This is a genomic window from Singulisphaera acidiphila DSM 18658 (assembly GCF_000242455.2).
GTDB classification, from domain to species: domain Bacteria; phylum Planctomycetota; class Planctomycetia; order Isosphaerales; family Isosphaeraceae; genus Singulisphaera; species Singulisphaera acidiphila.
Window position 1 is genome coordinate 18,353 of record NC_019895.1, and the last position, 13,779, is coordinate 32,131.

Here is a 13,779-nt window from a genome sequence, read left to right on the forward strand (position 1 = left end):
GCCGTAGGTAATTGCGAGTATCCTGCTAGTAGAAGATGAGGCTGCAAATCAACTCAGTATTTTTGATAAGCCTCGGTCGCACTCGATTTTATCCGTGGCTCAACAACGGGAGTTTTATCATGCTTCGCATCGCATCATTTTGGATGGTAGCCGTAGCTTTGCTGACAGCTTTCACCTCTGACGTGAAGGCGGACGAGTGGTTTGGAATGAAAGAAGAATCGCGAGGTCACACCAGAGCAAAAGGGAACGTAGAATACCGAGAAGATGGGAACGACGTTGTTATCAAGGTAAATGTGTGGACAAAAGTGCGTGGAAGATCACGGACTGGGAGAGGTCATGCTATTTATACAATTTTTAAAGCCGATGGGCAAGTTTACCGTACAATTGATGCAAGAAAGTATGCGTCAACAAATGTTTCGCAAAATGAGCGGGAGCGGGACAGCTCCACCGAGGTGAGGATTCCTAAGGCGGAATTTAATAGTAGTCTGGATACTGATGAGTTGCTTGTATTTGCTGAGGAGAAAGGTGGCATGCCAAATAATATTAACGACATGAGAAATTGGCTTAAAAGTTTCAGTAATGAGATTGATAAAGCAGTTTCTGATGTGTCAAAATCAGCAGTTGGCTCTGTTAAAGAAGGGGGGAATTGGATTGTAAAGAAGAGGCGATAGATTGAGCAACCGCTGAATGATTGTTAGGATTGTGATGGAATGTTAAATTGCAATACGCTCGACTTCGTCGAGCGTAATCTGGTCGTTGGTGCGGTCATAGAGCTTGGTCGTCTTCGGTGATTCGTGGTTGGCGATTTGCTGCGCCTTCTCGATGGTGCCGCCGTTTTCGAGGTAGGCGGTGATACCGGTGGCCCGGAAGGTGTGGTTGCACGTCGATGCGTCCAAGCCGGCGGCGATGGCTCGGCGCTTCACCATGTCGAGAGCGTTCCGCGCGACCAGAGGGCGACTGGTCAGCGTTCGCTGCCGATTGATCGAGCGGAAGAGGGTTGATTTCTTATCACCAGCGATGCCCGCCGCCTCGATGTAGGCATCTAAGTAATGCTCGGCGTTGTGGTGGGCGGGCACCTCATGCCGCTTGCCGCCTTTCTCATGGAGGCGGAACCAAGCCCGGCGGCCCTCGGTGTAATAATCCTCGACCTTCAAGGCGAGGGCGGCACCGACGCGCGCGAAGCTATAGACCATGACGGCGATCAACGCCCGGTCGCGGAGGCCGATTACAGTGCTGATGTCGATGCTGTCGAGTAATTGGCGGGCTTCGTCGGCGGTGAGCACCGGCGTCTTGCCGCGCTTGACGCTGTGCTTGGGGCCGCGAACCGAGGCGGCCGGGTTGAAACGGATGACACCGCCGCTGGTCAGCCAATCGAAGCACATGCGGATGGCGGCCAGGTGCTGCTTCACCGTCGGGGCCGATTTGGTGACAGTCAGCTGCTCGATGTAGGCGGCGACGTGCACCGGCTCGATGGCGGGCAGCGAAAGCCGATGCTGCTCACACCAGGCGAAAAAGTCGGCGATCGCCCGGCCGTAGGCTTTCCGCGTGTTCTTATTGCGGATGGTGGCGGTGAGGAATTCAACGAACCGGCGGCCGGCATGCTCGCCAGCGTCGGCGATGACGGCGGGCAGGATAAGGCCGCTGCTGGGCCTGGTGATTTCGATCTGATGGCCGCTCATAGTGACTCGAATCCTGGCCAGTTACCAAGGCGTTGCTTTGTTTCCTCAGGATGCTGGTGGTGATCGTTCACTTGACCGTTGGTGGACGTAGAATAATCATAAGTCACGTCTTGACGGACACTTCCGCCACCAAGTATCGCAGTGTATTCATAACGGTAGGTTTTATGAAGTGGATCTCCACTGGCAGTTGTTGCACTGATAATTTGCTCGACGGCAAAACCACCAGCACCTAAACCACTCCCTGCCACCTGCACGGTAGTTCGGCCTGGATAATCGGGCGGCAGAACGCTGTCCCGCACGTATTCGGGGACGGTATGAATGGTTCCTAACACCATCCGCCCAAATGCCTCGGTATGGGCTTGGCTATCGATCGGAATGGCCCGAGAACTTTTGATCTGTGTTGGTTTCTCTTTTGACATGGCATGCACGCACGCATCGAGTTGGGTGTTGGTATCCGATAATCCCCTTTATCGGATACCAAACGAGGGCAGGGGAGTCAAGCGGCAAATTGGCGATAATGGACGACATGGGTGTTCTGCGGGCTTTGTCGTACGGAAACAGTGTTGACATATGTACACTCTTATGGCACAATCGAAAACAATCCAGTGTAACCAACTATGTGCAAATTATGCAGACGCTCGACAAGTCACATGAAACCTTCCGTGCCCGCATCGACCCGGCAGGCCGGGTTCTGATCCCCGCCACCACCCGGCACCGGCTGGGCATCGACCAGGGCGATGAATTGATCGTCGAGGTGGATGATCGCGGGATCCACATCACCACGGCGCAGCAAGCCGTAAAGGAAGTTCAGGCATTCTTCTCGGACATCAAGCCGACCAGCGGCCTGCTGTCGGAAGAATTGATCCGCGACCGCCGCGAGGAAGCAGAGCGGGAAAGTCGTGGTTGAGACGGTTCTTGACGCCTCGGCGCTCATCGCCTTTTTGCGTAATGAACCGGGAGCGGATAAGGTTGCCGCCGTGCTCGCCTCCTCCTGCATGTCGGCGGTGAACCTGGGGGAAACGATCGGTAAACTGGTCGAATATGGCAAACCGCTCGATGAGGTTGCCTATCAGATCGAACGCCTCCACATCGCCATCATTCCCTTCGATGGGGAACAGGCGAAAATCCTGGCTTCGCTTTGGAAGATCACCCGGCCGGTCGGCCTATCGTTGGCGGATCGGGCGTGCCTTGCCCTGGGCTTGAAACGGCAATTACCCGTAATGACAACGGATCGGGATTGGTCGAAGGTCGATGTCGGTGTGAAGGTGGAACAAATTCGATGACCGGTAAGGACGTGGCAAAACGACCGCAAGAGATGTCCGCGAAACCGCGAGAAGCGACTGGCGCGTCGGCCGCTATGTTCGATGACGAAATTGTCGAATAGAACTTTGATAATTGATTAAAACGCATGCAGGAGTCGCAAAGCTCGCTGTTCAACAGCAAGGCGGGTTCGCGGGTCGTCTAACCCTACAAGTGTCTTTTCGGCCGTCGTCTTGAATTTCTTATGCCAGCGGCGGCATTCGCGGTGCCAATCGGATACGGGTTTTTCAAGGAATTTAGCGGTCGGCACCTCAACCTGAGAGAGGTCCGGTTGGATCATGAGTACACCCCGCACGAATTGAGCCGCTTGAATGCTGCCTGCACGAGCTACACAGATCCCTCCCGCCGTGACTTCACCTTGGTCGAAGAGTTCGACTCCGACCTCTAGCGCGCCTTCTACGGGTGCCAAGATGGCGACGGTTTCGGTCTGCGCGCCCTCTTCCAGGAAGCTGCGGGGATCAGGATGCGGTTCGATTGAGGCTGCTAGACGGGTTGCGTAAGCATCGACACTCGCCGCAACGTTCGTAACCTTGCGGCGACTGACTTTGGCTTCGGACACGGATAGCCGACGCTCGATTCGTTCACCTGCAAGTGCTCTCAGTTCCTGTTCGAGCCGAAGGACCATTGCCTCCGGATCAGAAAATCCGCAAAGTTTCAGATATGTAAGGTCGAAAGCGTGACGGGCAGCCGTTCCCAGCTCCGAAAAGCTCGGTCCGCTGCCTGGTGCTGGCATGTCAGCGAAAGCTTTGAGAAGTGCGGATTTTTGCTTTGCTGACATCGTAGCAGGGTTGATGACCAGTAGGCCCGCGAAGTCGGGGATTTTCAGTTCAAGGACGCCCTGACCGAGTTGGGATCGACCTCTAAGCTCGACCTGATACCAGGAAAACAGGCTATTCAGAGCCGCATGGATGATTTGAGCGGATTCGTCTGATTTTGGCTCAAACAGATAAAGCTTGTCGATGATAACACTTGGGTCAGAATCGGAAATAAGTGTGAACACATACCGGTTGCTAAGATGTTCGGGAAACACGATCCGGGTTCTTGCTGTCTGTTCGCCTTGCAGGCTATACCAAAAGGGCTTCCGATTCTTCACCTGAGGACGTAGCGACGGGATGCCGCCTTTAAGCTCATCTTCGGATGTTTTGAAATTCACCGTCTCGCCGCGTCGCAGGTAAGCTAGAGCACCGTTAGCGTGCCGTTGTTCCAGGGCTTTCTTGTCGTCTTTGACATCAAAAAGGCGTATATCGCTACGTCTCACACCAAAAGCTGATTCAAGACTTTCTGGCCCTTTGATGACAGGTTTCAAGAACTCCCGCTCAATTTTTGCCATGAAATCCAGACCGTCAGTGATGACGGCAAGCCGTTTGACATCTCCACGCGTCATTTTGAAACGGGCGGGTATCTGATCGAATGGGATCTCACGAACTAAGAAATATCCATTTGCACGCGTAACAATTCCTCCGCGGATTTTGCCCAAGCTGTCAAGCTGCACGAGTTTTTCTGAAGTGACTAGCCTGCTTTGGTCTTCGGATAACGCCACACTGGCACGGATGAGCTGGCCCCAGCGAACTTTTACCTTAATGCCTCTGGCATAAACACCTGGCGTAATCAAGCGATCAAGATTCTTACTGAAGCTCATTCATCGTCCTCCTCAAGCAATCCTTCCTCATCGTCGTCATTTCCTGCTTCGATTTGCAGCCCGCCATCTGTGCCTTGAACAACGAGATTCACTTGCATTCGTGGATCATCTTCGGTGGCACTTGCTTCAAGAAGTTGCGCAACCAACTCCTCAATCCGGCCACGGCGATCCGGGCTGCTTGGGTCTGGGATCAGTTGGGCAAGCGGTCGGCGGAGTCTTACGAATCGGATAGAATTGCTTGAACGTGCCTCGGCGTCGGTTTCGCGTTCTAGCAGCAGCAAAACGGTATTAGTATCAGCGTCAGCAAACCACCGTTCTACAGTAGAATCAACAATTGCACGGATGCGAAAATGATGGCCAATGAATTGGATAAGTGGTATGCCATAGTCAGCAAATAAAATCGCCGACGATACCACGAAGCTAAGGCGGCCCCCGTTCTTCAGGAATTGTGTCGCATGCACGATAAACCAGAGGTAGGCGTCACTTTTACCCGTAAACTTTGGCATGGTGATATCATCGCGTGCTGTTGCCAGAGCATTCAGGATTTTGGGCTGATTGGTGATTCGCCTGTAGGAAATGTAGGGAGGATTGCCAATTACGGCGTCAAATTCCGTTGGTATCTTCAATCGTCCAAGTTCGCCCGGTATTTCCAGTTCGGTTTCTAGCCCAGGTCTCAGCTCGAAAAAATCACGAAGCAGGACACGCGGATAAGCGGCAGGCTCATGCGTATCGCTTGTTACCAAAGTGACGGTGCTCAGTTCGGCGGCAAAGGCCGTAATTTCACAGCCCCAGATGGTCGCCAAAGCAGACGCGTGATTCTCTCCCAATGCTCTCTTACGATGGTAAGCTGAGCGAAGAAAACTTCCCCCACCTGTCGCCGGGTCAAGGACAAGTTCTCCTGGCGCCCTAATGGCAAATCCCGTCAAGAGATCGACCACATCCTCCGGGGTATAAAATTGGCCGAGCTGATGTCGAAACCGTTCCTCGACGATGACTTCGTATAGTAAGCCGACGATATTTTGAGAAATGCTCAGCCATGAAACATTCTTCACGGTCGTAAGTAGTTGATGCCAGACTTCCCCAATCTGACATTCGGCCGTTTCCTGCGCACCTTCGGGGTCCGTAAATACAAGGGGGACAAAATTTTGCGGCGAAAACGCCGTTTCGTAATCTTTTGATCGGCGGATGGCCAGTGAAAAAGCTTGGTCAAGTACGGTTTTGATAGCTTGTGGATCGGTTGAAGCACGTGGTACGTCGAGTTGATCCAGGCGGTAAGGATCGCTTCTGCGCGGGCCGGCATCCTCTAAGACGCGATAGAGAATAAGTTTTTGGGTGACGACGAACGTGCCAAACCGAAGCATCTGGATTAATTCTTCACGGAATTTATCAGGAAATTTTTCTTGCAATGCGGCAGGGAAATTGAAGGAGCGTGCTGATTCCTGGCGAAGTTCCTCGGCAAGTGAAGGATCAGCTCTGACTCGACGCAAAATGCGAGGTAGCACTTCATTGGCTACTGCATATATTGCATCGCGAATGGCGATTACATCTTCTGTGGTAACTGTTGGCCTGGTTCTCCCGATAGCGGTCAATTTGACTTCCAGGGCGTCGAGAAACTCGCTCCACTGTTTGTCGATCTGCGCCCGATACGCTTCGGCTTGGCCTGATCGGGTAATTGGAGCCAAGTTAAACGCACCAACTTCTAAATCGTCTTCGGTAGGATTGTTGGCCACCTGGTAGAGAACAACGTCGGCAATATTACATGTGAAATAATATGGCAGTCCCCTTGCAACTGCCTTCCGTCTGGCATCAAAGCGGAGTTTTTCGTTTCTCGGATCGCGTCCTTCAGGAACCTCTGGTCTCTTCAGTTCACCGCTGGCGAGTTTTCTCCCTGATGAACTGTTGAACCGCAGATCACAACGCCGAACGCTACCCTCCGCGTCAACCTGACGCTCTTCAATGGCGGCCGAGGCGATAAGCACCGGTTCGCCAGCATCTTCGCGGCGCTTTGCCCGCGTTGCAGTGAATTCTGCCAGCCAACCCGCAAATGTCAGTTCGTTCATCGCGTCAGTTGGCATTCCCAAAAAATCTCCGTTCTATGACACAGCCTCTCTTCGGCGGGCAGGCCAGCATACCAGGTCATAGACCGAAACTCTCATTCTGGCAAGGTCTCCAGGGCATCGAGGCCACGGTTTGGCACTTTGCAGGATTAAGGAGTGAGGACCGGAATTTTTACCCGGACAAAATACTTTTCTTCCTAATTGTAGTGCCAAAAATACTGTATGGATGAACCGGTCGTCCATTATGGGCGATGTTTCTGGCGGAGGTGGGACATGCGGTGGAAAAATCGACGGCAGCGGCCAAAAGACCTGATTTCCGCTTCGGAAATGGCCTGTTACGACTATTGCGCTGAGCAATGGCGGCTCGAATACGGGCTAGGTCTGGAACCGGCTAACGGGAAATCGCTGGCAGCAGGCGACCGGCACCATGCGCGCAAGGCGGTTGCGGAGCGTGTCGCGGGCGGATCGATCAGGCTGGGCCGGGCGTTGGTGCTGCTGGCGGCCCTGGGGCTGCTTCTGTGGCTGGCGTTCACCCGATGACCGGAGGAATACCGTGGCTGGTCGCCGGGGCGGTGCTGGCGGCGATTCTGGGCCTGCTGCTGATGCGGCTGGGTACGGGCATACGGCAGCGCCGCGGGCTGGACAGCGGCAAAACGGTATCACTGGACAAGGTAACGCTGACCTCCCGCCGCTACGGGCTGACCGGTAGGCCAGATCGCCTTGTCAAAACGGGCGGCACGATCAACCCGGAGGAATGGAAATCCGCGCGCACGGTGCGGCGGTGGCACCGGACACAAATGGGGGTCTATTTCCTGCTGATCGAGGATCAGTTAGGGGTGAAGCCGTCGCATGGCTTCATCGTCTGCGGCGACGATAGCAGGCACCGGGTTGAAAACGACGCGGCGCTGCGGGAAAGGGTGCTCGACCTGGCCGGGCGGATACGACAGGCGCGGGCGGCGATCCATCAGCCGATTCCGGTGAACCCGACGCCCTACCAGTGCCCGCCCTGCGGCCAGCGGGGTAATTGTAGGCAGGCTCGGGCATAACTTGTTTAAGAATTGGCTAACGTGAAATTAAAGATTGACAAATGGACGTTATTGGACATTATGTAACAAATGTCACGTAGATGATACATAAAGTGAAATACGTGTTGCAAGTGAGGGAATAATCCTCCTCTGAATCAACCGTTGTGACCGAGAATGGTCAGGCTGGGGAGCCTGTTGGTTGAGACACCTTGGGTGGCAAGTTTCCTTCCAAGAGCATCACGCTAACCTACTAAAATCACAATTTTCAAGGCTTGGCAATCTATATTTAGCTAGCCGGCTGAATTATTCTTCAATCCGTAGATTATCGCATGCGTTCAATTTCCTCAGGCCAAACGCTATCGACCTTTCACGTTAACACTGGCATTCCGCGTAACGGCAATTTCCTGCCGCACGCCATCCATCCAGCTTTCAACCACTAACTCACCGGCGTCGTTGCGGGTGACTTTCCCCGCAACGTGTTGCAATTGCCCCAATCGATCGAGGAAGCTGGCGGATACGTCCTCGCCTTCAAGCGTCCGCTCGGTCATCATTCCTCGCTTGCGGCTGGTGCGCACCCAATTCCTTTCCACCAGGCCGCTGTCGAGGTCCTGCGGCTGTGGCGCTCTCTGGTGTGCGTAGCGGTGCCGGGCTGCCGCCGCGTCATCGAGGCCGAGGATTTCCCCCTCGCCGGTGGTGGTGCGGCGGTTTTCACGCCAGGCTCCAACCTCGCCATTATGGTCGAAATAGACGACCAACTCATCGGGCGTGGCGTCGCGACCGATCACGCTGGTTTCGGGAAATCGCTCGAAGAATTGTTTCTTGTCCATCGGCTAGCCATAGCGGCAAAGTCGCCGATCGTCAAACGCGATCGTTTAATTGGCGGGGCGGCACTCCAACACCCACATCGTTTCATCGAGTATGCCATCGGCGCCAGTGGGAATGATCGAAAGCATTGCGGTCTGGGGGCGCCTGCGGCAGATATGCGCGATGGCCAGGTCGCTGGAGGCAAATTCGCCGATCAGCACTTTTTCCAGTGTCTCCTCCGTGGCGTCTTTAAGGTCATAGCGAAACAGCTTCATAGGCTCTCCCTTTCGTATTCTCTGGTGCCGGGAGAGTTGATAAACCTCATAAAAGAAAGGTCGCCTACGCCTTCGGCTTTCGCCTGTGGTATAGCGTATGCCTCCCCGGCCAAAGGTCGAGGAGTGCGAATGTCGGTCACACAAACCGCTTCTATGCAGGGTTATCACGCCCCAAGGCAGCATGGCTGCCTCACGGTCGAATCTAGTACGAAGCGATGCCGCTTGTCACGCAGTTTCGTTTGCCGGCGCTCATCCGGCTGCCGACGGCCTTTACGATTGCGGCCGATGCAAGCGGTTAAAACCTTCTGTGTCAGTTACTCGACTAAGCAACCGTTATTGCGACGGTTCCGGGGAAGCCTTTTCACCGTGTAAAACGGCTGAATTTTTTCCTTGGCACCGCGAAGGGCATCAGACTGCTCTCTACCTTGGCTTTTGTGGTCGCGTCAGCGACCACTTGATTTAGATGTGTAACCACCTATGATTCGCTAGATATTGTGTACGCGCAGGAACACGTCAATGCTTCGCATGAATCCGATCAAAAGCGTTAAGCGGGCGGAACTCTACTACGAAAAATCCGACGCGGGTTACTACCAGGATGGCGGCCTGGGCTGCGAATGGCTCGGTAAGGGTGCCGACAAGCTGGGCCTGGACGGCGAGCCGGATTACGAGCATTTCAAACGGCTGATTCGCGGCCTCGATCCGCATACCGGCGATCAGCTCACCGCCAAGCTGATCGAAAACCGGATACCGGCCTGGGACTTGACGGCCAGCGTGCCCAAAGGCGTCACCACGGCGCTGGAGCGGGGCGACGACCGGATTCAGGCGGCGATGTGGGCATCGGTGCGTGAAGCCTTTGCCATGCTGGAGGAATACGCCACCTGCCGCGTGCGGATCGATGGCTTGCAGGATGACCGGGTGACGGGCAACCTGGTGGGCTATGTCGTCGAGCATGCCGATACGCGGCCGGTTGAGGATAAAAGCCTGCCGGAAGGGCATCGCTGGCGCTGGATGCCGGACTGGGATCGGCATCTCCATGTCGTCGTTGCCAACGTGACGCACGACGAAGTGGAGGACAAAATCAAGGCGGTCAAGTTCCGGCCGATCATGGATCTGCGCCGTTACTTCGACCGCTGCTTCGACACGATCCTGGCAAACAAGCTCACGCATGAGCTGGGCTACGAAACCGAAACGACCTGGAAGAAAAACGGCAAATACCATTCGTGGGACATCAAAGGCATCCCAAAATCCGTAATCGAGAAAAATTCGCGGCGGTCGGTGGAAGTCGATGAGCTGGAAGAGGCCATTGTAGCGGGGAAGCAGGCGGCCAATCCCACGGCGCCGGATCACCTGTCGGCGGTGGCAAAGGACAAGCTGGGAGGAACGTCGCGGCACGGCAAACGCGACGACCTGACGCTGGCGGAATGCCGGGAATACTGGGCCAGCCGCATCACCGATGACGAAGGAAGCGCGATTGACGAAACGATCAGGCGCGCGAGGCTGGGCCTCAATCCGCGGCCCGACCGCGACCAGGCGGCGGATAAGGCGATCGATTTCGCGTTACGGCATCACGGTGAGCAGGAATCGGCGTTCCGCTGGGAAGAGCTGGCCGCCACCGCGATGGAGCGCAGCATGGGGCAGGCATCGCCCGCCGACATTGAGCGGGCGGCCAAACGCACCGGCGTCATCTTCGCCCACCAAAACGGCCAGCGCATGTGCACGACAGCCGAATTGCAAACCGAGGATCGCTACATCGCCGGGCGGTCGGCGGCAGGGCGCGGCCAGGCGGAGCCGGTCGGCGTGCCGGAGGGATTCAGCCGGCGCATGGCAGACGGCAAATTGCTCAACGATGGCCAGTGGCGGGCCGCCACAGGGCTTTTGGCATCGAGTAACGCCGTTAACCTGGTGGAAGGGCCGGCAGGGGCTGGGAAAAGCTCCATGCTCGGCAAATTCGACGAAGGGATGCGGATGGCCGGGGAAACCGTCACCTATCTGGCCAGCACCAGCGATGCCGCGAAGGAATTGGCCAAGGGCGGCTTCGACGTCAAAACCGTCGCGCACTTCCTGCTGGATGAGCGGCTGCAAAACGCGGCGGCGGGCGGTCGTGTCGTCATCGATGAAAGCTCGATGCTTGGCCACAAAGACGCGGTGAAACTGTTCCGGCTGGCGGAGAAACATGATTTGAAGCTGATTTTCGTGGGCGATGCGATGCAGCATGGCTCCGTGCCGCGTGGCGCGTTGCTGCGGGTGCTCAAGGAATATGGCGGCATCCAGCCCTACCTGCTGACCGACATTTTGCGCCAACAAGATCCCGCCCAGCGTGCGGCGGTCAAGCTGCTGTCGGAAGGCGACACGCTCGCCGGGTTGCAAGCGCTGGACGATCTGGGGCATGTGCAGGAAATCGGCGACGACGCTGAGCGCAACCGCGCGATGGCGGCGGAGTATGTGCAGGCCCAAAAAGACGGCAAATCCGCGCTGGTGGTCAGCCCTACGCACGCCGAAGCGGCCGGCATCACGGCGGAAATCCGCCGCCAGCTGCGCGAGGCGGGCAAGCTCGGCGAAGAGGAACGCCCGTTTCTGAAGCTGGTCAACGCCAACGCCAGCGAAGCGGAACGGGGGCTGGCCAGCACCTATCAAACAGGCGACGTGCTGCTTTTCCACCAGAATGCGAAAGGCGGCTTCAAGAAAGGCCAGCGCCTGACTGTCATCGATCCCGACGCACTTCCCCTATCGGAAGCGGCGAAGTTTTCGCTCTACAGGCCGGAAACCCTGCCGATTGCCGCTGGCGACCGCATCCGCTTCACCGGCACGGTCAAGAGCTTTCAGGGCGACCACAGCTATAAAAACGGCGATACCGGCACCGTGCGGGAATTCACGCCGGGCGGCAATCTGCGGCTGGAGGATGGCCGGGTCATCCGGGCCGATGCCGGGCTGCTCAGGCATGGGTTTGTGGAAACGTCGTTCGGGGCGCAGGGCCGCACCGTCCAGCGGGCGATCCTGGGCATGTCGTCGCAATCGCTGGGGGCCACCAACCAGGAGCAGCTTTACGTTTCCGCGTCGCGCGCCAAGGAAACGGTATCGCTCTATACCGACGACAAGGCGGCGGTGATGGAGGCCGTGCAGCGCAGCAGCCGTAAGCTCGCGGCGCTTGACCTGCTCAGCGACCAGCAGAAAGCGGAAGAGAAGCGGCGGCGGCTCCTGACGGGCCAGCAGGAGCGCCAGCGGCGGCTGGGCCTCATTGCCCGCCTGCGGTCGGCGTGGGAGCGTGTCATGCCGCCACAGCCGCCCAGGATGCCGCCTACGCATTTGAACCGGCTCGGGCAACAGGAACAGGGGAACTACCATGAACGATGATACCGGCGGCAACGTCGTCGATTTGCAGCGGCCAAAGCTGCCCAAGCAATTCAGCATCGAAGCGATCCTGAAAGGTCCAGCCAGCCCGGAGCCGGTGCCGCCGCCCGCTCCGGCGCCGGAAGCCGTGCCGGAGGCGGCAGGCATCGAGGCGGCCGACACGCTTCCCCTGCCCGGCTCCGCCTATCAAGCCTGCTCGCGCGTCGCCAACAAGCCGCAGATCACCCTGCATTTCCTGCTGGCCAACCAGTCGCGGGAGGGGTTCGCCTATGCCGACCTGCGGCGGATTCGGCTGCTACCTGCCGCCGATCCGGGCAGCGGGCCGGAGCTGGTGCTCCGCTTTGTCGAGGCGGAGATTACCGATGTCCGGCTGATCGGCCGGAATCTGGACATGCTCTATGAGCTGCTGGGCCGCCATGCCGTCGGTTGGGTGCGGCAATTGCCGCCCAAATGGGATTTCTCGCCGAAGGAAGCGAAGGCGGTCGTCATCACCGGCATCGAAATCACCACGCCGAAAAAATGACCGGCATTGCCATCACGCGGCGGCTAGGCCGCCCTATGGCCGCAGGTGGCGAGCATCGTCTTGGCTTCGGCCCGGCACGCCTCCAGGCCGTAGAAGCCCCAACAGCTATCGACCGGCTCAAGCCGGTCGCCGTGGCAGTCCGGGCAGGCGACGATGCGGCTGATGTCGTAGCCGTAAATGTCGCCGTTGCACCATTGGGTGTAAACGTCGCATGCCTGACCGGCGCGCTGGCGCATGAAATGCCGCCGCGTGCTGCCGCCATAGCGGCGGGCCGATTCGAGCGTTTCGGCATCGGGCAGCCAGATTCCGGCAAAGCTGACCGAATCGAACGGGCTGCGGTTGGCGGCGGGGAGTTCCCCGGCGACCGACCAGCAGCACAGGCCATGCTCGAAGTAGCTGAGCGCCACGGCGTCGGGATTGCCGTCGATCGCGGCTTCGATGCCGCCCGGATCGAAATTGGCGTGCCGGCGGTTTAGGCTGAGGATGGAGCCCATTTCGCTCCAGTCGTCAAGCGGGTTGGGCGTATCGCCGTCGGGATAGATGGCGATGCGGTAGGTGTGGCCGTCCTGCTCGACGGTTTCGGTTTCGATGGCAATCACTGCTATGCCTCCCCTGCCGCGTCGTCGCGTGCTTCTCCGCTGGCCAATTCCTTCTGCAAGGCGTCAAGTACCTGCCGAAACACCTCCTCCCTCTCCAGCATCTGGGCAGCGGCCAGGAGCTTGAAACCGTCCTTGAAAGTGCCGTATTCCTCCATCGCTTCGCTGATGTAACAGACGCGGCTATTCTGGCTATGCAGCCATCCCGTCAGGCCGCTCGTATAAAAATCCGGCTCCAGACTTTCACATGCTGAATCCGTGTCATCGTGATTGGCCAAGGCATCCACCGCCTGCTCGATGAATTCATAGCGGTGATCGTCGGGCAGAAGTTCGCCGTCATCGTGAGCCTTGCGGCAGACGGTGCGCATCCAATCCGGCGCGACGTCTTTCAGCTTGCGGAAGGCCTCGCCGCTCGACGGACGGACTGCTTTCTCAAAGGCTTGGGACATTTCAACGGCGAGTGATTGGATGGTAATTTTTAGGTCGTCATTCGCATCATCCATGATGTGATTC

At 57.2% G+C, this 13,779-nt stretch carries 15 protein-coding genes; 7 read left to right on the top strand and 8 right to left on the bottom strand.

The features are described 5' to 3' along the window. Nucleotides 1-119: 119 nt before the first annotated feature. Nucleotides 120-671 carry a hypothetical protein gene (locus SINAC_RS39410; protein ID WP_237722955.1) on the top strand — a complete coding sequence of 184 codons (552 nt, stop codon included), beginning with the start codon at nucleotides 120-122 and terminating at the stop codon, nucleotides 669-671. Between the two features lie 42 nt (nucleotides 672-713). Here SINAC_RS39410 and SINAC_RS37620 read toward each other — a convergent pair whose 3' ends face one another. Further along, nucleotides 714-1,679 (bottom strand): tyrosine-type recombinase/integrase, encoded by a 966-nt coding sequence (locus SINAC_RS37620; RefSeq protein ID WP_015250764.1) that lies wholly within the window; start codon nucleotides 1,677-1,679, stop codon nucleotides 714-716. After that, nucleotides 1,676-2,098 carry a hypothetical protein gene (locus SINAC_RS40455; RefSeq protein ID WP_157579530.1) on the bottom strand — a complete coding sequence of 141 codons (423 nt, stop codon included), beginning with the start codon at nucleotides 2,096-2,098 and terminating at the stop codon, nucleotides 1,676-1,678. The genes SINAC_RS37620 and SINAC_RS40455 overlap by 4 nt, the downstream gene beginning before the upstream one ends. A gap of 209 nt (nucleotides 2,099-2,307) precedes the next feature. Here SINAC_RS40455 and SINAC_RS37625 point away from each other — a divergent pair, with 209 nt between their 5' ends. Further along, nucleotides 2,308-2,586: an AbrB/MazE/SpoVT family DNA-binding domain-containing protein gene (locus tag SINAC_RS37625; RefSeq protein WP_020467752.1), complete on the top strand. Its 279-nt coding sequence runs from the start codon at nucleotides 2,308-2,310 to the stop codon at nucleotides 2,584-2,586. Beyond that, nucleotides 2,579-2,962, top strand: coding sequence for a PIN domain-containing protein (locus SINAC_RS37630; RefSeq protein WP_015250766.1), 384 nt, complete (start codon nucleotides 2,579-2,581; stop codon nucleotides 2,960-2,962). Before SINAC_RS37625 ends, SINAC_RS37630 begins: the two co-directional genes overlap by 8 nt. Nucleotides 2,963-3,078: 116 nt before the next feature. Here SINAC_RS37630 and SINAC_RS37635 read toward each other — a convergent pair whose 3' ends face one another. Together SINAC_RS37635 and SINAC_RS37640 are read right to left on the bottom strand one after the other, a co-directional pair. Then, the gene (locus SINAC_RS37635) at nucleotides 3,079-4,638 is read right to left on the bottom strand and encodes a hypothetical protein (RefSeq protein WP_020467751.1); all 1,560 of its coding nucleotides are present in this window, start codon (nucleotides 4,636-4,638) and stop codon (nucleotides 3,079-3,081) included. Beyond that, nucleotides 4,635-6,713: an HsdM family class I SAM-dependent methyltransferase gene (locus SINAC_RS37640; RefSeq protein ID WP_020467750.1), complete on the bottom strand. Its 2,079-nt coding sequence runs from the start codon at nucleotides 6,711-6,713 to the stop codon at nucleotides 4,635-4,637. Before SINAC_RS37640 ends, SINAC_RS37635 begins: the two co-directional genes overlap by 4 nt. Before the next feature lie 255 nt (nucleotides 6,714-6,968). Between SINAC_RS37640 and SINAC_RS37645 the strand changes: the two genes are divergently transcribed. Both SINAC_RS37645 and SINAC_RS37650 read left to right on the top strand, forming a co-directional pair. Next, complete coding sequence (locus SINAC_RS37645; RefSeq protein WP_015250768.1) at nucleotides 6,969-7,235, top strand: hypothetical protein; 267 nt, start codon at nucleotides 6,969-6,971, stop codon at nucleotides 7,233-7,235. Beyond that, nucleotides 7,232-7,741 (top strand): CRISPR-associated protein Cas4, encoded by a 510-nt coding sequence (locus SINAC_RS37650; RefSeq protein WP_015250769.1) that lies wholly within the window; start codon nucleotides 7,232-7,234, stop codon nucleotides 7,739-7,741. The genes SINAC_RS37645 and SINAC_RS37650 overlap by 4 nt, the downstream gene beginning before the upstream one ends. Before the next feature lie 335 nt (nucleotides 7,742-8,076). Here the strand turns inward: SINAC_RS37650 and SINAC_RS37655 are convergent, their stop codons facing one another. Further along, a complete protein-coding gene (locus SINAC_RS37655) occupies nucleotides 8,077-8,547 on the bottom strand; it encodes a hypothetical protein (RefSeq protein ID WP_015250770.1) in 471 nt (156 codons plus the stop codon). Nucleotides 8,548-8,592: 45 nt separating this feature from the next. Next, complete coding sequence (locus SINAC_RS37660; RefSeq protein WP_015250771.1) at nucleotides 8,593-8,799, bottom strand: hypothetical protein; 207 nt, start codon at nucleotides 8,797-8,799, stop codon at nucleotides 8,593-8,595. A gap of 516 nt (nucleotides 8,800-9,315) precedes the next feature. On the opposite strand from SINAC_RS37660, the gene mobF reads away from it, so the two are divergent. Together mobF and SINAC_RS37670 are read left to right on the top strand one after the other, a co-directional pair. Continuing rightward, nucleotides 9,316-12,150 carry a MobF family relaxase gene (mobF, locus tag SINAC_RS37665; RefSeq protein ID WP_015250772.1) on the top strand — a complete coding sequence of 945 codons (2,835 nt, stop codon included), beginning with the start codon at nucleotides 9,316-9,318 and terminating at the stop codon, nucleotides 12,148-12,150. Beyond that, the gene (locus SINAC_RS37670) at nucleotides 12,140-12,670 is read left to right on the top strand and encodes a hypothetical protein (protein ID WP_015250773.1); all 531 of its coding nucleotides are present in this window, start codon (nucleotides 12,140-12,142) and stop codon (nucleotides 12,668-12,670) included. The genes mobF and SINAC_RS37670 overlap by 11 nt, the downstream gene beginning before the upstream one ends. Nucleotides 12,671-12,693: 23 nt before the next feature. Here SINAC_RS37670 and SINAC_RS37675 read toward each other — a convergent pair whose 3' ends face one another. Together SINAC_RS37675 and SINAC_RS37680 are read right to left on the bottom strand one after the other, a co-directional pair. Beyond that, entirely contained in the window at nucleotides 12,694-13,269 is a 576-nt protein-coding gene (locus SINAC_RS37675; RefSeq protein ID WP_015250774.1) for a hypothetical protein, read from the bottom strand. 2 nt (nucleotides 13,270-13,271) lie between these two features. Then, on the bottom strand, nucleotides 13,272-13,769 hold the full coding sequence (locus SINAC_RS37680) for a hypothetical protein (protein WP_015250775.1): 498 nt from the start codon (nucleotides 13,767-13,769) through the stop codon (nucleotides 13,272-13,274). Nucleotides 13,770-13,779 lie beyond the last annotated feature (10 nt).